Origin of the sequence: Streptomyces inhibens, assembly GCF_003389455.1 — a bacterium.
GTDB classification, from domain to species: Bacteria; Actinomycetota; Actinomycetes; order Streptomycetales; family Streptomycetaceae; genus Streptomyces; species Streptomyces inhibens.
In genome coordinates this window covers 41,890-61,893 of sequence record NZ_QUAC01000011.1, presented here as the reverse complement: position 1 = coordinate 61,893, position 20,004 = coordinate 41,890, and the positions used below count along the sequence as shown (strand labels likewise).

Genomic DNA, 20,004 nt, shown 5'->3' with positions numbered 1-20,004 from the left:
CGGCGGCAGTCCGTACACGGAGGAGGCATCATGCGGCACACCCCGCACCTCGTCAGTGATGTGATGACGCAGACCGTGGTCGCGGTCGGCGAGGAGGCGCGGTTCAAGGAAATCGTCGAGACCATGGAGCAGTGGAAGGTCAGCGCGCTGCCGGTGCTGGCCGGGGAGGGGCGGGTGGTCGGGGTGGTCTCCGAGGCCGATCTGCTGCCCAAGGAGGAGTTCCGGGGCGCGGACCCCAGTCGGCTGGAGCAGCAGCGGTGGAGCGATGAGGTGCGCAAGGCCGGAGCGGTGACGGCGGGGGAGCTGATGAGCGCGCCGGCCCTCACGGTGCGTGCCGATGCCACTCTTGCCCAGGCCGCGCGGACGATGGCGCACAAGTCGGTGAAGCGGCTGCCGGTCGTGGACGGCGGGGGGATGCTCCAGGGAATCGTCAGCCGGGCCGATCTGCTGAAGGTCTTTCTGCGCTCCGACGACGATCTGGCGCAGGAGGTCCGCGAGGAGATCGTGGGCCGCCTTTTCCCGGCGCTTGCCAAGGGGCTGCAGGTCACGGTGGTGGACGGAGTGGTCACGCTGAGCGGGCGGGTCCGGGACACCTCGCTCATTCCGGTCGCGGCGCGTCTGGTGCGGGCCGTCGAGGGTGTCGTGGACGTCGAATTCGACGTCACCGGTCCCGTTGCAGGAGGGATGGAACCGCCGGCGGGCGGCCCGCACCGCTGACCGCGGGTTCCCGTTGCCGCTCCGCGGTCTTTGGCGCGCCGTCCAGGATGTCGAAGCTGTCGCCGAGGCCGACGGTCCGCAGGATCCACCGGAAGTGGGGGTTGGTGACGACCAGGGCCAGCCGGCCGCCGCGTTCGCGGATCCGGCGGCGGGCCCGGCACAGCACCGCGATGCCGCCGCAGTCGAGGAAGTCGACCCGGTCCAGGTCGAGCACCATGTGCGGCCGCATCCCGGCCGTCACGGGGTCGAGGCGCCTATTGGTGGGCGCTGCGCTCACGTAGTCCAGCTCTCCGGAGAGTTCGACGACGGTCGGCGCGCCCAGGGAACGCCCTGTCCCGCCATTCGTCGGCTGCCGCAGCATCATGGCTCTCACCTGTCCGTACGATCCGGCACCTGTCCGTACGATCCGGTCTCCATGACTCGGTCTCAGGCCCATGCCACCATGAAAAACGCCCGACGTGGTGGGCCGCCAGGGCCGTGCGGGCCAAGCCGGAGGGGGCCGGTCGGTCCCCGTCAGTCGTCGGGGAGGTCGAGCCGGCGGGTCGTGCCGGGGGCGATGGCGAACGACCGGTCGCGCAGCTCCACCCGCACCGGGGCGTTCTCGGAGGCCGGTACCTCGATCCGTACCTGCTCCGCACGGATGCGCAGGTCGATGTCCCAGTGGCGCCGGTAGCGGATGCGTACCCCGAACTTCGAGAGCTCGGGCAGCGGCGCCGGATCGAGCCAGAGGGCCTGGTCACGGGTCTCCAGACCGGTCATACCGCGCTGGACGAAGTCCAGGGTGCCGGCCATCGCGCCCAGGTGGATGCCCTCGGCCGTGGTGCCGCCCTGGACGTCCGCCACGTCCCCGGTCAGCGCCTCCTCGCAGTACGTCCAGGCGTCGGGACGGCGTACGCGGGCCAGCACCCAGGCGTGGACCAGGGCGCTGAGGGTGGAGCCGTGGGTGGTGCGGCGCAGGTAGTACTCGACGGTGGCGTGCCAGATGTCGTCGTCGAGGGGGTGGCCGAGCCGGCGGAACACCGAGGCGAGCTCCGCGGGCGAGAAGAGGTAGCCCAGCATCAGCACATCGGCCTGTTTGGACGCCTGGTAGCGGTTGACCGTGTCGCCCTCGGCCTCCAGGATCCGGTCCAGTCGCCGGATGTCGCCGTAGCGCTGCCGGTAGCCGTCCCAGTCGAGTTCGGCGAGGTCCTCGTAGCCGGCGAACTGGCTGATCACGCCGTGGTGGTACGGCACATGGAGCCGGTGCGTGAGGTCGTCCCAGTGCTCCGGCTCGTCCGGGGCGAGCTCGATCCGCTCGAACAGCTGCCGCTGATGGGCCTCGGGGAGGGTATGGCACAGATCGAGGGCGCGCATCAGCACCCAGGCGGCGGTGACGTTGGTGTAGGCGTTGTCGTCCACCCCCGGCTCCGCGGCTCCCGGGTAGCCGTCGTGGTACTCGTCGGGACCGACGACGCCACGGATGCGGTACCGGCCGAGGGCGGGGTCCCAGTCCGCGGCGGCGGCCCAGAAGCGGGCGATCTGCAGCAGCATCTCCGCACCCTTGGTGTGCAGATACTCCGTGTCGCCGCTGGCCTGCCCGTACTGCCACACGTTGTACGCGATCGCCGACCCGACGTGGTGCTGGAGGTGGGAGTGGTCGGGCAGCCAGCGGCCGGAGCGTGGGTTGAGATGGAGCTGCTGGGTCTCCTCACGGCCGTCGCCGGCGCTCTGCCAGGGATACATCGCGCCCGCCCGGCCGGCTTCGCGCGCCGCGAGGCAGGCGGCCGGCAGCCGTCGGTAGCGGTATTCGAGCAGGGCCTGGGAGACCTGCGGGAGGTGCAGGTTCAAGAACGGCAGCACGAACAGCTCGTCCCAGAAGACGTGCCCGCGGTACGCCTCGCCGTGCAGGCCCCGCGCCGGTACCCCGACATCGAGATCGGCGGTGTGCGGCGAGAGGGTCTGGAGCACATGGAAGAGGTGCAGACGCAGAATCCGGCCCGCGTCTCCGGGGACGTCGAGCTTGGCCTGCCGCCACAGCTCTTCCCAGGCGCGCCGGTGCGAGGCCCGCAGCCGCCGGAAGTGCGGGGCCCGTAGCGCGCAGTCGACGGCCGCGTGCCGCGGGCTCTCGATCGCCGGGTCACGGGAGGTGTAGAGCGCCACGGTCTTCTCGACGGCCGTGGTGGATCCGGAGGTGACGGGCAGCGACAGCGTGTGGAAGGCCCGCAGTGCGCTGAGCTGGGTCCGGGGCGTTCCGCCGCGGCCGGCGGGGGTGCGGGTCCGCGCGGCCAGCGCGATACGGATGTCCGAGTCGAGGGTGCGGCAGCTCAGCCACAGCGTGTCACCCTGCTCGCTCCCGGTGTCCCAGCCCGTCAGATGCTGGTCCGCCAGACCGTGGTAGCGCGCCACGCCGGCATTGCGGACCGCGCCGTCGATCCCCGACTCCACCTCCACCGAGCCCGCCCACCCCTCGGCCGTGAACGCCGTGCGCAGCGCCGCCAGATGGGGTTCGCCCATGTGCACCAGACGGCACTGCTCCACGCTCAGCCGCCGGCCGGCCTCGTCCTTGTAGACCGACCAGCACGTCAGGGTGCCGTGCCGCAGGTCCAGGGTCTGCCGGTGGTTGGTCAGTTGGGGGTGGTCGGGGGAGAGCCAGGGTCCCGGAGCGGCGTCGGTGGGGCAGATCCGGTAGCGCAGCGGGAGCCAGTTGGGCAGGTTGACGATGTCCTCGTTCTCGATGGGCCGGCCCGCCACGATGGAGGTGAGCCGGTTGTAGCAGCCGGCCGCGTAGGTACCCGGGTAGTGCGCGGGTCCGGAGAGCACCTCGGAGGCCGCGCCGCGGGTGACGAAGTAGCCGTTGCCCAGCGCGCACAGCGTTTCGCGCAGCCGTTCCGCGCCCGCGTCGTACCCCTCGTACGACCAGGTCCAGGCCCGGGTCATCGGCCCTCCCCGGACGTCAGCAGCTCACCGGGGTCGGTCACCACCACGTCGGCGCCATGGCGGCGCAGAGCCGCGGCGCTGTCCGGGCCGGCCGTCCGGTCCACGCCCACCACCAGGCCGAATCCGCCGCGCCGGCCGGCCTCGACACCGGCCAGCGCGTCCTCCACCACGGCGGTGTCCCGGGCCGGGACCCCGAGCCGTCGCGCCGCTTCCACGAAGAGCGCCGGGTCCGGTTTGCCGGGCAGCCCCAGTCGGCGCGCCTCGTTGCCGTCCACCACGGCCCTGAAGAGCGGCAGCACCTCGGCCGCGGTCAGCAGCTCGGTGGCATGGCGGGACGCCGACACCGCGGCACACGGCACCCGCCTGCTCCGCAGCGCACGCAGCAGGCGCACGGTGCCGGGCCAGGTGGCGATGCCGTGTGCCCGCAGGCTCGCGGTGAACAGCTCGTCCTTGCGGGCCGCGACGGCCCGGACGGTCTCCGTGCCCGGCGCGTCGTCCGGGTCGCCGAGCGGCAGGTCAAGGCCCCGGGAGCGGAGGAAGGCGGCCGCGCCGTCCTGCCGTGAGCGGCCGTCGACATGGCGCAGATAGTCGTCCACCGGGTCGAAGGGGCGCTGCCCGCCCGCGGCCGCCAGCACCGGGTCGAAGGCGCCTTTCCAGGCCGCGGCATGGACCCGGGCGGAGTCGGTGATGACCCCGTCGGTGTCGAAGACCACGGCCCGCAGCGAGTGCAGACACGCTGCCAGGGCCGGCGCGCCGGTCATAGTGACGGTTCCGTTCGTCGGTGTCCTTCCATGGCACCACGGCTGCGGCGCAGGGGCCCGTTCGGCCCTGGTGCGCGCACGGAGGCGGGGTGACGATGGGAGACACCTCCGGAAGCCGGACGACCGAGAGTGTGGAGGACGCCATGGGTGACGTAGGTGGGTCCGCACCGCAGCGGCCGATCCGGGTGTTCCTGCTTGACGATCATGAAGTGGTGCGCCGCGGAGTCCAGGACCTGCTCGACGCGGAACCCGATATCGAGGTGGTCGGCGACGCCGGGACCGCCGAGCGCGCGCTGGCCCGCGGCCCCGCGCTCCGCCCGGATGTCGCCGTACTCGATGTGCGGCTGCCGGACGGCGACGGGATCAGCGTCTGCCGGGAGTTGCGCTCGCGGCTGCCCGGTCTGGCCTGCCTGATGCTCACCTCGTTCGACGACGACGATGCGCTGCTCGACGCGATCATGGCGGGCGCTGCCGGCTACGTCCTGAAGGAGATCAAGGGATCGGACCTGGTCGCCGCCGTACGCACGGTCGCCGCCGGCCGTTCGATGCTGGATCCGGCGACCACCGCCCGGCTGATGAACAGTCTGCGCGGCGAGGAGCCCGACGCGGCGGCCGAGGAGGATGCGCTGTCCGCGCTGTCGCCGCGGGAACGGGAGATCCTCGGCCTGATCGGCGAAGGATTGACGAACCGTCAGATCGGCGAAGAGCTCTTCCTCTCCGAGAAGACGGTCAAGAACCACATCTCGCGTCTGCTGGCCAAACTCGGCGTCGAACGCCGGGTTCAGGCGGCCGTCCTCGCCGCTCAGGGCCCCCCGCCACCCGCCGGACCACATCGGTGCTGACCTCTGCGCCCGCTCGGGGTTGCCGGTCAGGACGACGGGAGCGGTGCGCGCCACACCAGGCGGGTGCCGCCGCGGTCCAGTGCCTCGACCGTCATCTCACCGTCCAGGCTCTCCGCCCGCTTGGCGAGATTGCTCAGCCCGCTGCGGCGGCCGCCCCGCGCTATGCCGACACCGTTGTCCGTGACGCTCAGGCTCAAGGTGCCGCCGCGCACGATCAGCGAGATTTCGACCGCGGTGGCGTGCGCATGCCGCGCCGCGTTGCTCAGCGCCTCACCCAGCACCGCCACCACATGGTCCGCGATCTCGGCCGGCACATCCGTGTCGATGAGTCCCTCCATGTGGAGGGAGGGGGTGAACCCCAGGGGGCGGGCGGCCTGCTCCACCGCCGTGACGGTCCGGACCCGCAGACCGTGGCCGGCCCGGCCCGAGGTGTGCGCGCGGAGCCCGAAGATGGTGGACCTGATGATCTTGATCGTCTCGTCCAGATCGTCCACCGCACGCAGCAGCCGCTCACTCGCCTCCGGGTGGTCCACGAAACGCATCGCGCTCTGCAGCGTCATACCGGTGGCGAAGAGCCGCTGGATGGCCAGATCGTGCAGATCACGGGCGATCCGGTCGCGGTCCTTGAGCAGTGCGAGTTGCTCGGTGTCCTGGCGTTGGTCGGCCAGCTCCATGGCCAGGGCCGCCTGACCCGCGAACGTCAGCAGCGAGTCGGTCTCCAGCTCGGTGAACGGGGCGCTCTGCCGCAGCCGCGCCAGCAGCAGCACACCACGGGCCCGCTCACCGGTGATCATCGGGACGGCGACCGCGGGGCCCAGCCCCATCCAGCGCGGCGGACCCGCGGTGATCCGTGGATCGTGCTCGACATCCAGGCTGATCAGCGGCTCCTTGGCGTCGAGCGCGGCCCCCATGAACGACCCCTGACGGGGGAGGAACAGTCCGCGGTGCGCCTCGGCGTCGACGCCCGAGGCCAGGGCGACCTGCAGCGTCTTTTCGCCCTGCTCGGGGACCGCGACGACACCGAGGTCCGCGGTGAGGATCTCCAGCGCACGGTCCACGATCAGCCGGAGCGCCCGCATCTCGTCCGACCCCGCCAGCAGGACGGCGATGATCTCGCTGTGGGCCGCCAGCCAACGCTGGCGGTAGCGGGCCTCCTCGTACAGCCGGGCGTTCTCGATGGCCACCCCCGCCGCGACCGCAAGCGTCGAGAGCACGGTCTCGTCCTCGGCGTCGAACCCGCCACCGCCCCGTTTCTCGGTGAGATACAGATTCCCGAACACCTCGTCACGGACCCGGATGGGCACCCCGAGGAAGGAGTGCATGGGCGGGTGGTGCGGCGGAAACCCGTATGACGAGGGGTGTTCGGACAGCTCCGGGAGCCGCAGCGGCCGGGGATGACGGATCAGCTCACCGAGGATGCCGTGCCCGGCGGGCAGCCGGCCGATCGCGTCCTGCTGTTCCGCACTGACCCCGACCGGCAGGAACTGGGAGAGCCGGGTGCCTTCGGAGACCACGCCCAGGGCCCCGTACTCGGCGTCCACGACCACCACCGCCGCCTCCACGATGCGGCGCAGCACCTGCGGCAGATCCAGCTCCCTGCCCACCGAGAGCACGGCCTCCAGCAGCAGATGCGCCGGTTCGCCGGGGCCCTGGCGCATCGCATCGAGGCGCCTTTGCAGATCGTCCGGCAGCGCACCGAGCTGCCGCCGGGCGGTATCACGCAGAGGGTTTCCGTCGTCGCCCACGATGACTCCGCCGTGGCCCACGGTGGCAGGGCCACTCCTCCACGGTAGCCGCCGGGCGCAGCAGGGGCCTGCGCGGACGCCGCCCCGCCCAGGAGAGCCGGGTGGCCCGTACGCCGATGTCCGTACGACCCTGCGCGGCACCGGGAAACGGTGCGACGGTGAGAGTACGCACCGCTCTCCGCCGCTGCGTGGGCGGCCGCCGCGAGGAAGGAAGTGGGGACGATGGAGCACCCGCTGGTCGTGGGTACCGACGGATCGGATTCCGCCTTCCGGTCGCTGGACTGGGCGGTGGAGGAGGCAGCGCTCCACGGGCTCCCGCTACGGGTGGTCTACGCCTCCAGATGGGAGCGTTACGAAGGCGCGGCCCTGGCAGAGGGGCTGGAGCGGCCCAGCGAGCAGGTGCTCGCGGAACGCATCGTGGAATCGGCCGCCGAACGCGTCCACCGCCGTAACGCCGACGTCAAGGTGTCGACGGAGGTGCTGGCCGACGACGCGGTCGCCGCCCTGCTGGCCGAGGGCCTGCATGCCTCGGCCCTGGTCCTGGGCACGCGGGGACGCGGCGAGATCGCCGGCTGGCTGCTGGGATCGGTCAGCCTGGCGGTGGCGGCCCGGGCCCGCTGTCCGGTGATCGTGGTACGCGGCGATGCGGCGGGAGTGGCGGGGACGCACGGGCGGATCCTCCTCGGGGTCGGTGACCCGGCCAAGGCGGCGGAGGCCGTCCGCTTCGCCTTCCGCGAGGCCGAGGCCCGTCACTGCACCCTGGTGGCCGCCCATGCCTGGCGCTGCCCGCCACACGAGACGTCCGACCCTCCGCTGCTGGCCGCAGAGGCCCGGCGCCACCACGAGAAGCAGGCGTCGGAGCTGCTCGACAAAGCCCTGAACGAGGCGGCCGGCGAGCATCCGGAGGTGCATGTGCGCCGCACCACGGTCGAGGGGCCGGCTCACAAGGTGCTGGTGCACCGCGCCGCCGCCGCGGACCTGCTCGTCGTCGGCGCGCGGAGCCGCCATGGCCGCTTCCTCGGCCTGCAACTGGGGCGGGTGGCGCACACCGCGCTCTGCCACGCGGCCTGCCCGGTGGCGGTCGTTCCGCAGCATGCCGACCACGAGCACACCGAGGACGAGCACGCCGATCACGAGCACACCACCGAGCACGGACACGCCTGACCGTGACGTCTCAAGCGGGTCACTTCTCAAGCCACGAGGATCACTTCTCAAGCCCGGCCGCGTGATCGGGAACGTACGTCTGCAGATCCCGTGGCGGTCGCTGATAGCCCGTGGCCGGGGGCCGCGGCGGCAGTTCGAGGGTCGGCGGGGTGACATCGGGATAGGGCACCGTCGACAGCAGATGGGCGATCATGTTCAGCCGCGCGCGGCGTTTGTCGTCGCTCTCGACGACGTACCACGGTGACTCCGCGATATCCGTGTGCACGAACATCTCGTCCTTCGCCCGCGAATACTCCTCCCAGCGGGTCAGCGACTCAAGATCCATGGGGGAGAGTTTCCAGCGCCGCGTCGGGTCCTCGATCCGGCGCCGGAAGCGCTGCTCCTGCACCTCGTCGCTCACCGAGAACCAGTATTTGCGCAGCAGAATCCCGTCCTCCACCAGCATCCGCTCGAATACCGGGCACTGGCGCAGAAACCGCTGGTGTTCGGCGGGCGTGCAGAATCCCATGACCTGCTCGACGCCGGCCCGGTTGTACCAACTGCGGTCGAACAGCACGATTTCGCCGGCGGCCGGGAGATGTTCCGTATAGCGCTGGAAATACCACTGGGTGCGCTCACGCTCGGTCGGCCGGGGCAGCGCGACGATGCGCGCCACCCGGGGATTGAGATGTTGTGTGATGCGTTGGATCGTGCCGCCCTTGCCGGCGGCGTCCCGCCCTTCGAAGACCACCACGAGCCGGGCGCCCTCGACGCGCACCCATTCCTGGAGTTTCACCAGCTCCGTCTGCAGCCGGTACAGCTCCGATTCGTACCGCGACCGCGACAGTTTTCCGTGGCCGGCGCCGGCCTGCTTGTCCGTCATGCCATGACGTTACGAAGAAAAGCCGCCGTGAGCTCAGGCATGCGAGCCGAACGGGGCCAGCACCTCGCGCTCGATCCGCCGCCGGACCTTGTCGGTCAGGACGGACAGCCGCCGCGACACCTTCGCCTGCACAGGTTGCGGCGACCGGATGCGGCGGGCCGTCGCGGGCAGTTCGGCGACGTCCGCCGCGAGCCGCTGCCGGGCGTCCTCCAGCCGGTCGCGCGGGGCGCTGCGCCCGCCCGCGCGCATCAGCGTTTCCAGCAGCGGCGTACTGCCCTCAGGGGGCGTCTCGTCGGCCAGGCCGATCACATCGTGGCAACCGGGCCGGCGAAATACCTGCTTACGGCCGGGGGCGGTCACCTTCGCCGCCGAAAGCTTCATCACGGAGCGGCCTTCGTAGGCGACGAGCTTGTACGCGGAATCCAGATAGGGAGCGTCGGCGCTCACCCCGACCTTGGTGCCCACCGCGTAAATATCGATCGGCGTTTCCGAGCGCACCAGATCGTGCACGGCGAATTCGTCCAGCCCGCCGCTGGCGACGATCCGCACCTGGGGCAGACCCGCGTTGTCCAGCATCGCGCGGGCATGGAAAGCCAGCCTTCCCAGGTCACCGCTGTCCAGACGAATCGCCGATCCGTCTCCGCGGCCCAGCGCATTCAGCACGCGAGCCGCTGCCGCCACGCCGGATTCGGTGTCGTAGGTGTCCACCAGCAGGGTCACCGGCCCGGGATGGCACTGCGCGAACGCGGTGAATGCCGCTTCCTCGTCCTCGAACGCCTCGATATAGGAATGCGCCATGGTGCCGACGGCCGGCAGCTGTTCGGCATGCGCCGCCGCCACATTGCTGGTGCCCGCGAAACCCGCCATGGCACCCAGACGGGCCGCCTGGAAAGCGGCCTGGGTTCCATGGGTGCGCCGCAGCGAGAAATCCACAACGGGGCGCCCCCGCGCGGCGATCACACAGCGGACGCATTTGGAGGCGACGGCCGTCTGATGGTTGAGCTGATTCAGTACGTACGACTCCACGAGCTGGGCCTGCGGCAGCGGAGCGGTGATTTCCATCAGGGGTTCACCGGCCAGCACCACGCGCCCCTCCGGCACGGCGCGCACCTCACCGGTGAAACGCATGTCCAGCAGCGGTGCCACATCCTGCGCGGGCCGCTGCAAGGTCTCGGCGAAGACCTCCACGTCCTCGCGCCGCAGACGGAAATCGGAGAGGAAATCGAGCACCGATTCCGCACCCGCGGCGATCAGGAACCCCCGGTGCGGTGGCAGCTCCCGTACGAAGCAGCTGAATGTCGCCGGCTGCGTCATGCCCTCGCGCAGATACGAAAGCGCCATGGTCACTTCGTACAGGTCGGTGATCGTCGCATCCGACATCGCCGACTCCTTCCACGCCCGCGCCGCCCGCCCCGGGCACCGCGGGCCCGACGCGCGGCGGCGAGGTTCACGCCATCGCGCTCGTCCAGCCGTAGGCGACCCGCCGCTCCCGTACGGGCGGTCCGGCGCCGATGCCCTCCAGATCGTCGTCCGCCACCCGCAGCAGTTGTCCGGCGAGGTCCCGCATCGCACGCCCGGCCGCGATCTCGTCCCCGATCTCCGGCACATCCCGGTCCTCGGGGTTGCACCGGGCCTTGCCGTGCCCGGTGAGCGAGTTGGTTCCGGTGTTCAGCACCACGCGTGCCGTGGTCGTCCCGTCCTCCTCGAACAGGTACAGACGGACGTCCCACTCGACAGTCTTCGCCATGGCATTCCTCCGCATCCCCTGATCCGGACTCTCATGCCCCCACCGCCATCATCCGCCTTCTCCCGCGGGGCGTCATGGGCACGGCAGCGGGCAACGTGCGGGTCACTCGTGCGGCACCACCGCCACCGGACACGGAGCGTGGTGGACCGCGGCCTGTACGACATGGCCGATACGCGGCGCCGGCAACCGGCGCCGGTGCCGGCGGCCGACCACGAGCAGCGCCGCGTCCGCCGTGCCGCGCAGCAGCGCCGGCGCCGGGCTCTCCATTTCCACCCGGTCGTCCACGCGCAGGTCCGGGTACTTCTCCCGCCACGGACGCAGCGCCGCGGTCAGCTCCAGCCGGGCGTCCCGCTCCGCATCCTCCGCGGCGACCGGCTCCACTCCGCCGCCACGGTTGTACGCGTACGACGGAAGGTGCCTGCCGTGTACGGCACGCAGCGTGACACCCCGCCGCGCGGCGCTGTCGAAGGCGAAGGCCAAAAGCGCCTCGCACGGCTCGTGCAGACTCAGCCCGACCACCACATCACCGTCCCGCTGCGTCTCGGCGGTGTTCTGCCGGGCGCGTACGAGAACGGTGGGGGAGTCGGTGTGCACCACGAGCTGGAGCCCCAGCTCACCGAGGGCATAGCGCGCCACCGGTCCCAGATCGCGGGAGCCAAGGACCAGCAGGTCCGACTGCCCGGCGGCCTCGCGGAGGGCCTCCAGCGGGTCCTTGGCCACCAGGTCCTCGTCCACCGGAAGCTCCGGATGGGCGGTCCGGACAGCCTCGCGGGCCTCGTCCATCATCCGGTGGGCCCAGTAGTTCTGATCCCCTTCGGTCGGAGGACGGTGCGCCGGCTCCGGCGCGAGCAGCACCCATGCGTGCAGCAGCCGCAATCGCGCCGTGCGCAGCTGGGCTTCCTGCGCCGCCCACAGGACGGCCGCCAAGGACTCCGGCGTACCGTCCACACCGGCGGTGATGACGTCCTTCATGACCTCGCTCCGTTTCCTGGGACGGCCGTGGCGGGGCCGGTGGCCGTTCGGCAACTCACGTCCGACGCGCCCAGCCGCAGCGTCCGGCTCGGCACATCCCGCGCCCTCTCGTCCCGGATCGCCTATCTCCAGAGTGCGCCGCCGAGCCCGCTCCGGCATGAGCGACCCGGTACCGGCGGGCGACCGGCGGCCTGGAATGAGCCGGATGGTCCGCGGTCGGGGCCCGATGGCCCCTGACCGCCCCGCCCCGTCCGGACCAGGCTGAAGGAGCCTGCCATCCGGCCGTCCACTCACCCGGAGGTGCCCGGTGTCCACCCGAACCCTCGACGACGCCACGGTGACCGGCATCGTCACCGACGCCACCACCGCTCCCTCCATGCACAACGCCCAGCCATGGCGCTTCCGCTACCACCGCGGCAGCCGCACCTTCGTGCTCCGGGCCGATCTGGAGCGCGCGCTGCTGCACGGCGACCCGGCCACCCGCGGCCTGCACCTCGGCTGTGGCGCGGCGTTGCTGAACCTGAGGGTGGCCGCCGGGCAGGCCGGACACCGGACGGCCACCACGCTGCTGCCGGTCCCGGCCGATCCGGCACTGCTGGCCACGGTGCGGCTGGACGCCCGGCACGCGATGCCGGACGAGGCGCTCACCGACCTGTATCCCGCGATCCATGAACGGCACACCAGCCGCTACCCCTTCGCGGACCGGCAGATCCCGGAGAGCGTCCGTACGGACCTTGGCGAGGCCGCCCGCCGCGAGGGCGCGCAGTTCGCGTGGGTGACGCCGCCGCACCTCCAGACGGTGCTCGCCCTCATCAGCGACGCGGAAGGCTATGACCACATGGACCCGGACCGGGCGGCGGAGGAGCGCAGCTGGATCCGGGACACCTCGGCCGAGGCGCCCGTGGACGGGATCCCGGACTACGCCTTGGGCCCCCGCAAGCGCGCGGGCATGGCGCCGGCCCGTGATTTCGCCGGACTGCGCCCGGTCCCCGGACGGCCGTTCTTCGACTTCGAGCGCCACCCGCAACTGGCGCTGCTGAGCACCGCGGGCGACACCCCCACCGACTGGCTGCGCGCGGGCCAGGGCCTGGAACGGGTACTGCTCCTGGCCACGCTGCACGGTGTGACCGCCTCGTTCGCGACCCAGGCCCTCGAATGGCCGGAGCTGCGGTGGATCCTGCGCGACCCGGTCTCCGGAACCGGCCATGTGCAGATGGTCGTCCGCCTGGGCTACGGCCCGTCCGGGCCCCGTACGCCACGGCGTCCGGTGGGGCAGGTGCTGACGATCGGGCCGTGACCGGCGACGGGGCGTGACCCGAAGGAGGGGTGATCCGAGGGGCGTCAGGCCGCATGCTCCTCGTGCGGCTCGTGCGGTGAGCCGCCCATCATGCGGAGCATGGCACGGCCCCCGGTGCGCAGGAAGCGATGGACCAGTGCGGCGGCGAGCAGCAGAAAGACGATGTTGAGCCAGGTGGTGTAGTTCCAGGAGACGCCCGACATGGGGATCTGCGCGTCGGCCTGGTGGGGGATCAGGCCCAGTGCGCCGAAGGTGAATTCGACGAAGTAGCCCGCCACCACGACGGCCGCGTAGAACGTGCCCAGCAGAAAGAGGGCCATCTTGGCCCCGTAGTACTTCCGGTAGATGTTCAGGATCGGCAGGATCAGCAGGTCGGAGAAGATGAAGGCGACCACCCCGCCGAAGCTGATGCCGCCCTTCCACAGGACCACCGCCAGCGGCACATTGCCGATGGAGCAGACGAACGAGGCGATCGCCACCAGCGGACCGATCAGCGGCCCCCACAGCTTCGCGGCCAGCGGGTGGCCTTCGAAGAAGAAGGCGCGCCAGAAGCTGTCGGGGACCCAGGCGGCGATCGCGCCGGCGATCAGCAGGCCGATCACCAGGTCCTTGATGATCGCGGCCCACTCCATCACGAAGACATGCGCGGTCGAGGTGAATCCCGCACCGGAGAACAGCCGCTGCGCGAAGGAACCCTCGCGCCGCACGGACATGTCCATCGCGGCATGGCCTTCCATCGAGCCGGCCAGGCCGCGTTCGGCCTGCTCGCGGGCCCGGCCCAGCAGCTTCTCGCGCAGAAAGAGGCGGAACAGCAGGGCCAGCAGCAGGATCATGACCGGTCCGCCGATGAACTCCGCGGCCGTGAACTGCCACCCCAGCAACAGCGCCAGGATGACGCCGAGTTCGACCACCAGGTTCGTGGAGGCGATCTCGAACGCCATGGCGGCGGTGAAATGCGCGCCTTTACGGAACAGGGAACGTGCGAGGGCGACGGCGGCGTACGAGCAGGAGGAGGACGCGGCGCCCAGCGCGGAGGCCAGCGCCAGCGTGCGGGGGCGGTCGTCGCCGAGCAGGCCGACGACGGTGGATTTGCGCACCACGGCCTGGACGATCGCGGACAGCGCAAAGCCCAGGATCAACGCCCAGGTGATTTCCCAGGTCATGGACCCCGCGAGGGACAGTGCATGGGTGATCGCGGACATCGGCTGAGGTGTTCCTTGGCGCACCCCGGCCCAAACGCGGCGGTGTCAGACCCGCCCGTGTGCCTTCTGCGCCCGCCGCGACAGCGAGTCGATGACCACGGCGACCAGCAGTACACCACCGGTGATCATGAACTGGGCGGCGGTCTGGATGCCCATGAGCGCCACACCGGAGGCGATCGACTGGATGACCAGCACACCGAGCAGCGCGGACCAGGTCCTGCCCCGGCCGCCGAACATGCTGGTGCCGCCGATGACCGCGGCGGCGATGGCGTCCATCAGCAGATTGCCCGACCCCGAGGTCTGGGTGGCCGAGGTGACGCGGGAGGCCAGGAACAGGCCGCCGATCGCGGCCATCGTCCCCGACACCATGAACACCGAGATCCGCACCAGGTCCACATTGAGGCCGGTACGGCGGGAGGCCTCGACGCTGCCGCCGAGCGCGAAGACCATCCGTCCGTAGGGCGTACGGCGCAGGACCTGGTCGAGGCCCACGAGGAAGACCAGGAAGATCAGCAGGGCCAGCGGCAGGCCGTGGAACTCGTTGAGCACAGCGGCCGCGGCCAGGCAGATCACCGCCAGCACACCGGTGCGCAGGACGATCTCGCGCAGCGGCCTGGCCGGCACTCCGGCGGCCTTGCGGCGCCGTACGTCCTGGTAGGAGGCGAGGAAGTACCCGGCGGTGCCGAGCGCCGCCAGGCCGTACGCGGCGGCGACATTGGTGAAGTAGTAGTTGGTCAGCATGGCGACCAGGCCCTTGTCGTCCAGGTTGATGGTGCCGCTGGACCCCAGGATGTAGAGCATCAGACCGTTCCAGCCCAGCAGGCCCGCCAGTGTGACCACGAACGCGGGCACCCCGACCTTCGCGAAGAAGAACCCCTGTACGGCTCCGATGACCGTGCCGGCCACCACCGCGAGCAGCAGCGCAAGGCCTTCCGGCACACCATGGATCACGTTCAGCACCGCGAACCCGGCCGCCGCCAGTCCGCTCACCGAGCCGACCGACAGATCGATCTCACCGAGCAGCAGCACAAAGACGACCCCGGTCGAGATCATCCCGATACCGACGATATCCACGCTCAGGTTGGACAGATTCCGCGGCGAGAGGAAGTTCTCGTTGAGGCCCGCGAAGATGATCCACACCACGAGCAGGCCGAGGGCGACCGGGACCGAGCCGAGCTCGCCGCTGTGGAATCTGCGTTTGAGCATGTCGAGGGGGTTCTGCCGGCCGCGCCCGGGCGGGGGCCGTTCGTCCCGGCCGGCCGGGAGGCGCTTGCGCAGCGGCGACGACCATGTCCTGCTCACCTCCCCACCTCCCACCCGGGTGCCGCGCGGCGCGTCACGGCGTTGTCGGTGGCCCCGGTGATGGACGAGATGATCTGCTCGTGGGACGTGGTCGTGACATCGAAGAACCCGTTGTTGCGGCCGAGCCGCAGTACCGCGATCCAGTCCGCGACGGCCTTGACGTCCCCCATGTTGTGGCTGATCAGCAGCACCCCGAGGCCACGTTCGCGCAGCTGCTCGACGAGGTCGAGGACCTGCGCGGTCTGCTCGATGCCCAGCGACGCGGTGGGCTCGTCGAGCAGGACCAGCCGGGGCTCGCCGATCAGCGAACGGGAGATCGCGACGGTCTGCCGCTGGCCGCCGGACAGCGAGGCGACCGGGAGGCGCACGCTGGGCATCCGGATGGCGAGGGTCTGGAGCAGGTCCAGGGTGAGGCGCTCCATCTCCACCTCGTCCAGCAGACCGGCCCGGTGGATCTCGCGGCCGAGGAAGAGATTGCCGACCACATCGAGGTTGTCGCACAGCGCGAGATCCTGGTACACCGTGGCGATCCCCAGGTCCTGGGCGTCATGCGGCCGGGCGAGGTGGACCGGTCGGCCGTCCCACTCGATAACGCCCTCGTCAGCGGGGTCGACCCCGGCGATCACCTTGATCAGTGTGGATTTGCCCGCGCCGTTGTCCCCCACGAGCGCGACGACCTGACCAGCGCGGATCTCCAGCTCGACGTCCGCGAGGGCCTGGACGGCGCCGAACCGCTTGAAGATTCCGCGCAGCGCCAGCAAGGGCGGTGCTGTCATGGGGTACCTGCCTTACCTGGTGAGCCCCGCCTTCGCGCAGGCGGACGCGTACTTGGGGGTGCAGATCTGATCGATCGTGTACATGCCGTCCTTGATCACGGTGTCCTTGATGTGCTGCACGGTCACCGGGACCGGGGTGAGCAGCACGGCCGGGATGCCGTGCGTGGTCGGGCTGTTGATCCGCTGCTTGGCGATGTCGTCGAGCTTCTCGCCGCGCGCCAGCGCGACGGCCATGGTGGCGGCGGCGTCGGCCTCGGGCTTGAAGGGCTTGAGGACGGTCATGTACTGCTCGCCCGCAACGATGCGCTGAATGGCGGTGAGCTCGGCGTCCTGGCCGGTGATCGGCGGCAGCGGATCGACCTTCGCGGCCTTGAGCGCGGAGATGATGCCGGAGGCGAGGCCGTCATTGGCGGAGTAGACGCCGTCGATGTTCTCGGCGCCGAGGGCCGCGATGGCGCCGGACATATTGGCGTTGGCGACTTCCGGACGCCAGCCGGCGGTGTTGTACGCCTTGCCGATCCGCACCTTGCCCTGGAGGACGGACAGCGCGCCCGCCTTGAACCAGGCGGAGTTGGGGTCCGTCGAAGCGCCGTTCATCATGACGATCTGGCTGCTGTGCGCCTTGTCCCCGAGTGCCCTGAGCAGCGCCTCGCCCTGGAGCCGGCCGACCTTCGCGCCGTCGAAGGAGACATAGCCCGAGACCGGCCCCTCCACGAGGCGGTCATAGGCGACCACCGGGATGCCGGCCCGGCGCGCGTTCTCGACCGGGGCACGCAGCGACTTGGAGTCGGTGGCGTCGAGGATCAGTACGTTCACCCGCTTGGTGATCATCGCGTCCATCTGCTGCTGCTGGGTGGCCACGTCATGCTGCGCGCTCACGGTCTCCACCGTGCACTCACCGCACAGCTGATGGATCTTCTTCTCGATCAGCGGCTTGTCGAAATAGTGGAAGCGAGAGGTGCTGTCCGGGATCAGCACACCGATCTTCAACGCTCCGCCGGAAGCAGGTCCGGTCGGCTCGTGCGCCCCGCCTGCCTCCCCGCAGGCGGCCGGGCCGGCCACCATGCACAGGCCGGCCAGGACGACGGCAGCACCCCGCAGGCGAGCATTCACGTCACCGGACCTCCTCACCCTCCGCAGCGGCCGCATCCCCCGTGCCGAGCCGCTCGCCCGGCTGCAGGGCGACCTCGCTCCACACCTGCTTGCCGCCGCTCAGCGGCACCGAGCCCCAGGACGCCGACATCGCCTCGACCAGCAGCAGCCCGCGGCCGCCGGTCGCCTCCCAGTCCACCGTCGCCGGCTTGACAGGTGCCCGCGGCGAGGCGTCGTTCACGGCGATCCGCAGACGGTCGGCGGTCAGCGTCAGATCCAGCCGCACCTCGCCCTGTGTGTGCGCAATGGCGTTGGTGACCAGCTCGGACACCACGAGCAGCGCCACGTCCACCTCCTCCGTCACACCCCAGGTGCGCAGCGTGCGTCCGGTGAAACGGCGGGCGTGCATGACGGCGTCGGGCAGCCGCCACACCGTCCAGCGGACCCGGGTCGGGCGGACCCGCATCCCGTCGTAGCGCAGGACCAGCACCGCCACATCGTCGTCGCGCCGCTTGTCGCTCCCCAGCAGTGCATCGGCGACCCGCCCGGCATCGGCAGGGTCGGCTGCGGCGAGCAGCTCTCGTACGCGGCGGATGCCGTCGTCCAGGGGAAGGCTGGCCGACTCGGCCAGGCCGTCCGTGAGCAGCACCAGAACGGTGCCGGGAGCCAGCCCGACCTCGGTCAACGGGAATTCCCCGTCCGCGGCCACGCCCAGCGGGGGCCCGCCCTCGACCGACAGTTCCTCGGTGCTGCCGTCCGGGTACCGCAGCAACGGCGGCAGATGCCCGGCCCGGACGAACCAGGCGATGCCCTCCTCCATGTCCAGGTCCACATAGCAGCAGGTGGCGAAGAGATCGGTCTCCATGCCGTGGAGCAGACGGTTGGCGTGGGCGACCACCACATCGGGCGGATGGCCCTCCACCGCGTAGGCCCTGATGGCCGTGCGCATCTGGCCCATGATCGTGGCGGCACCGGCGCTGTGCCCCTCCACATCGCCGATCACGAACGCCACATGGCCGTCGGACAGCGGGATCACGTCGTACCAGTCGCCGCCCACTTCGAGGCCCATCGTGGCGGGCAGATAGCGGGCCACGGCCACCCCTCCCGGGAGCGCCGGCAGCTTACGGGGCAGCAGACTGCGCTGCAGCATCGTGGCGAGCTCGTGCCCGGCGTCCATTGCATGGGCCCGCACCAGGGCCTGCCCCACCAGACCCGCGGTCGCGGTCAGCAGCGACCGCTCCTCCGGCCCGAACGAATGCGGCTCGTCCCACCCGACCAGGCACACCCCCACGATCCGCCCGTCGGCCGGCAGCGGCAGTACGGCGAGCCCACCGGGGCCGATGCCCGCGAGGCCGGGCTCCAAGGCGGCATCAGGAGGCCACAGGGCGACATGCCCGCCCCGCAGCACGCCCTCCAGCGTGGGCATCGCGTGACACGAGGCATCGGGCCATTCGGACCGCCACTCGGACTGCCACAAGGCCGGCCAGGCTACGGGTTCCGGAGGGTCGAGGAGCGTCACCACCAGCCGGTCGGCCTCCAGCTCGGCGACCGCCACCCGACTGGCCGACAGCGGCGCACGCAGCGCCGCGACCACCGCCCGGCTCACCTCCCGGATGGTCGTCGCCCCGGCCAGCGCGGCGGACAGCCGCTGCACGACGGAGACCTCGTCGGCACTGGGACGCAGATAGGAGGCGTCGGCGACCACCCCCAGCATCCGCTCCGGAGCGCCGTCGGCGTCGACCACCACCCGGCAGCGCAGGCTCAGCCAGTGCAACTCCCCGTTCGGCCGGCGGATACGGAACGACAGCTGCTGGCCGCCGGTGGTCACCCCGCCCGGCTCCACGATCGACATCAGTGCGGGAATGTCGTCCGGCGCGGTGCACGCCAGCAGCGTCTCCACCCGCCGGTCGAACTCCCGCGGAGCGATACCGAACAGCTCCAGCACCTGTGCGTCCGCGTCGATCCGCCCGGTGCCCAGCACCAGGGTGAATGCGCCGCCCCGCAGCGTGTCCAGCCCGGGGCCCAGCAGCGACCGCCGCTCGGTGCGCGCCATGACCCGGGCCGCGACGGCCTCCAGCCCCGCGGCCACCTGGTCGGCGTGCAGCTCCAGAAGGTGCCGGCGGTCCGCGTCAAAGGCGTCGGCCTTGTCCACGACGACCAGGCACCCCAGCCGTTTGGGATCCTCGCCCAGCGGCAGCACGCCCAGCGAGACATCGGCCAGTACCGTCTGGGCACCGTCATAGGCGCCGAAATCCGAGGGTTTCGCCGGGCTCAGCCACTGGGGCAGGCCCGTGCGGAAGGCCGCGGCGACCGCAGAGTTGCCGGACACCGCGTAGCTCGTCGGCAGTCCGTAGGGAACGCCGGAGCCTCCGACCATCTCGGCCAGCTGAAGATCGCCGTCCCCTTCGGCCGGCACATAGACGGCGGTCAGCTCAGCCCCGGAATGCCCAAGGACCCGCGCGGTCACTGCCTGCACCGCCTCCGTACGCGGGAAGCCGTCGTCGTAAGCCACGGTCGCCGTATCCGCCCTCGGGGCCAGGGCGTCGACCCCGCCACCGCCTCATCGGATATTTCGTAATTTACCGCCTCTCCTCCATGGTGCGGCATGC

At 71.1% G+C, this 20,004-nt stretch carries 17 protein-coding genes; 4 read left to right on the top strand and 13 right to left on the bottom strand.

Annotation, left to right across the window (positions count from 1 at the left end; translation table 11 throughout):
* Nucleotides 1-30 precede the first annotated feature (30 nt).
* Nucleotides 31-717: a CBS domain-containing protein gene (locus DY245_RS01440; protein ID WP_128502535.1), complete on the top strand. Its 687-nt coding sequence runs from the start codon at nucleotides 31-33 to the stop codon at nucleotides 715-717.
* Here DY245_RS01440 and DY245_RS01435 read toward each other — a convergent pair.
* The 3 genes from DY245_RS01435 to DY245_RS01425 form a co-directional block, all read right to left on the bottom strand.
* On the bottom strand, nucleotides 662-1,081 hold the full coding sequence (locus DY245_RS01435) for an STAS domain-containing protein (RefSeq protein ID WP_128502534.1): 420 nt from the start codon (nucleotides 1,079-1,081) through the stop codon (nucleotides 662-664). The two genes, DY245_RS01440 and DY245_RS01435, sit on opposite strands and share 56 nt — an antisense overlap.
* A 149-nt stretch (nucleotides 1,082-1,230) precedes the next feature.
* A complete protein-coding gene (locus DY245_RS01430; RefSeq protein WP_128502533.1) occupies nucleotides 1,231-3,633 on the bottom strand; it encodes a glycoside hydrolase family 65 protein in 2,403 nt (800 codons plus the stop codon).
* Nucleotides 3,630-4,394, bottom strand: a complete 765-nt coding sequence (locus tag DY245_RS01425; protein ID WP_128502532.1) for an HAD family hydrolase — start codon at nucleotides 4,392-4,394, stop codon at nucleotides 3,630-3,632. The genes DY245_RS01430 and DY245_RS01425 overlap by 4 nt, the downstream gene beginning before the upstream one ends.
* 143 nt (nucleotides 4,395-4,537) lie before the next feature.
* On the opposite strand from DY245_RS01425, the gene DY245_RS01420 reads away from it, so the two are divergent.
* Nucleotides 4,538-5,236: a response regulator gene (locus DY245_RS01420; protein WP_128502531.1), complete on the top strand. Its 699-nt coding sequence runs from the start codon at nucleotides 4,538-4,540 to the stop codon at nucleotides 5,234-5,236.
* A 26-nt stretch (nucleotides 5,237-5,262) separates the two neighbouring features.
* Here the strand turns inward: DY245_RS01420 and DY245_RS01415 are convergent, their stop codons facing one another.
* Nucleotides 5,263-6,894 (bottom strand): sensor histidine kinase, encoded by a 1,632-nt coding sequence (locus DY245_RS01415; RefSeq protein WP_128502624.1) that lies wholly within the window; start codon nucleotides 6,892-6,894, stop codon nucleotides 5,263-5,265.
* A 309-nt stretch (nucleotides 6,895-7,203) separates the two neighbouring features.
* Between DY245_RS01415 and DY245_RS01410 the strand changes: the two genes are divergently transcribed.
* Entirely contained in the window at nucleotides 7,204-8,145 is a 942-nt protein-coding gene (locus DY245_RS01410; protein WP_128502530.1) for a universal stress protein, read from the top strand.
* Nucleotides 8,146-8,185: 40 nt separating this feature from the next.
* On the opposite strand, the gene ppk2 is transcribed toward DY245_RS01410, so the two are convergent.
* The 4 genes from ppk2 to DY245_RS01390 form a co-directional block, all read right to left on the bottom strand.
* Nucleotides 8,186-9,007, bottom strand: coding sequence for a polyphosphate kinase 2 (ppk2, locus tag DY245_RS01405; protein ID WP_128502529.1), 822 nt, complete (start codon nucleotides 9,005-9,007; stop codon nucleotides 8,186-8,188).
* 33 nt (nucleotides 9,008-9,040) lie between these two features.
* Entirely contained in the window at nucleotides 9,041-10,387 is a 1,347-nt protein-coding gene (locus tag DY245_RS01400; protein WP_128502528.1) for a nicotinate phosphoribosyltransferase, read from the bottom strand.
* A gap of 67 nt (nucleotides 10,388-10,454) precedes the next feature.
* The gene (locus tag DY245_RS01395) at nucleotides 10,455-10,754 is read right to left on the bottom strand and encodes a DUF1876 domain-containing protein (protein ID WP_128502526.1); all 300 of its coding nucleotides are present in this window, start codon (nucleotides 10,752-10,754) and stop codon (nucleotides 10,455-10,457) included.
* 102 nt (nucleotides 10,755-10,856) lie between these two features.
* A complete protein-coding gene (locus DY245_RS01390) occupies nucleotides 10,857-11,726 on the bottom strand; it encodes a universal stress protein (protein WP_128502525.1) in 870 nt (289 codons plus the stop codon).
* A 307-nt stretch (nucleotides 11,727-12,033) separates the two neighbouring features.
* Here DY245_RS01390 and DY245_RS01385 point away from each other — a divergent pair, with 307 nt between their 5' ends.
* The gene (locus DY245_RS01385; RefSeq protein WP_128502523.1) at nucleotides 12,034-13,023 is read left to right on the top strand and encodes an Acg family FMN-binding oxidoreductase; all 990 of its coding nucleotides are present in this window, start codon (nucleotides 12,034-12,036) and stop codon (nucleotides 13,021-13,023) included.
* 44 nt (nucleotides 13,024-13,067) lie between these two features.
* On the opposite strand, the gene DY245_RS01380 is transcribed toward DY245_RS01385, so the two are convergent.
* The 5 genes from DY245_RS01380 to DY245_RS01360 are packed head-to-tail and all read right to left on the bottom strand — an operon-like array spanning nucleotide 13,068 to nucleotide 19,907.
* Nucleotides 13,068-14,225 (bottom strand): permease, encoded by a 1,158-nt coding sequence (locus tag DY245_RS01380; protein ID WP_128502521.1) that lies wholly within the window; start codon nucleotides 14,223-14,225, stop codon nucleotides 13,068-13,070.
* Between the two features lie 45 nt (nucleotides 14,226-14,270).
* On the bottom strand, nucleotides 14,271-15,527 hold the full coding sequence (locus DY245_RS01375) for a sugar ABC transporter permease (RefSeq protein WP_425329333.1): 1,257 nt from the start codon (nucleotides 15,525-15,527) through the stop codon (nucleotides 14,271-14,273).
* Nucleotides 15,524-16,303, bottom strand: coding sequence for an ATP-binding cassette domain-containing protein (locus tag DY245_RS01370; RefSeq protein WP_128502519.1), 780 nt, complete (start codon nucleotides 16,301-16,303; stop codon nucleotides 15,524-15,526). The genes DY245_RS01375 and DY245_RS01370 overlap by 4 nt, the downstream gene beginning before the upstream one ends.
* Nucleotides 16,304-16,315: 12 nt before the next feature.
* Entirely contained in the window at nucleotides 16,316-17,416 is a 1,101-nt protein-coding gene (locus tag DY245_RS01365; protein WP_244942756.1) for a sugar ABC transporter substrate-binding protein, read from the bottom strand.
* Nucleotide 17,417: 1 nt separating this feature from the next.
* Nucleotides 17,418-19,907, bottom strand: a complete 2,490-nt coding sequence (locus DY245_RS01360) for a SpoIIE family protein phosphatase (protein WP_181923463.1) — start codon at nucleotides 19,905-19,907, stop codon at nucleotides 17,418-17,420.
* Nucleotides 19,908-20,004 lie beyond the last annotated feature (97 nt).

Bases quoted from the DNA above. Each gene is read 5' to 3' on its own strand.
- DY245_RS01440 (WP_128502535.1), top strand. From the start codon at position 31: ATGCGGCACACCCCGCACCTCGTCAGTGATGTGATGACGCAGACCGTG.
- DY245_RS01435 (WP_128502534.1), bottom strand. From the start codon at position 1,081: ATGATGCTGCGGCAGCCGACGAATGGCGGGACAGGGCGTTCCCTGGGC.
- DY245_RS01430 (WP_128502533.1), bottom strand. From the start codon at position 3,633: ATGACCCGGGCCTGGACCTGGTCGTACGAGGGGTACGACGCGGGCGCG.
- DY245_RS01425 (WP_128502532.1), bottom strand. From the start codon at position 4,394: ATGACCGGCGCGCCGGCCCTGGCAGCGTGTCTGCACTCGCTGCGGGCC.
- DY245_RS01420 (WP_128502531.1), top strand. From the start codon at position 4,538: ATGGGTGACGTAGGTGGGTCCGCACCGCAGCGGCCGATCCGGGTGTTC.
- DY245_RS01415 (WP_128502624.1), bottom strand. From the start codon at position 6,894: ATGCGCCAGGGCCCCGGCGAACCGGCGCATCTGCTGCTGGAGGCCGTG.
- DY245_RS01410 (WP_128502530.1), top strand. From the start codon at position 7,204: ATGGAGCACCCGCTGGTCGTGGGTACCGACGGATCGGATTCCGCCTTC.
- ppk2 (WP_128502529.1), bottom strand. From the start codon at position 9,007: ATGACGGACAAGCAGGCCGGCGCCGGCCACGGAAAACTGTCGCGGTCG.
- DY245_RS01400 (WP_128502528.1), bottom strand. From the start codon at position 10,387: ATGTCGGATGCGACGATCACCGACCTGTACGAAGTGACCATGGCGCTT.
- DY245_RS01395 (WP_128502526.1), bottom strand. From the start codon at position 10,754: ATGGCGAAGACTGTCGAGTGGGACGTCCGTCTGTACCTGTTCGAGGAG.
- DY245_RS01390 (WP_128502525.1), bottom strand. From the start codon at position 11,726: ATGAAGGACGTCATCACCGCCGGTGTGGACGGTACGCCGGAGTCCTTG.
- DY245_RS01380 (WP_128502521.1), bottom strand. From the start codon at position 14,225: ATGTCCGCGATCACCCATGCACTGTCCCTCGCGGGGTCCATGACCTGG.
- DY245_RS01370 (WP_128502519.1), bottom strand. From the start codon at position 16,303: ATGACAGCACCGCCCTTGCTGGCGCTGCGCGGAATCTTCAAGCGGTTC.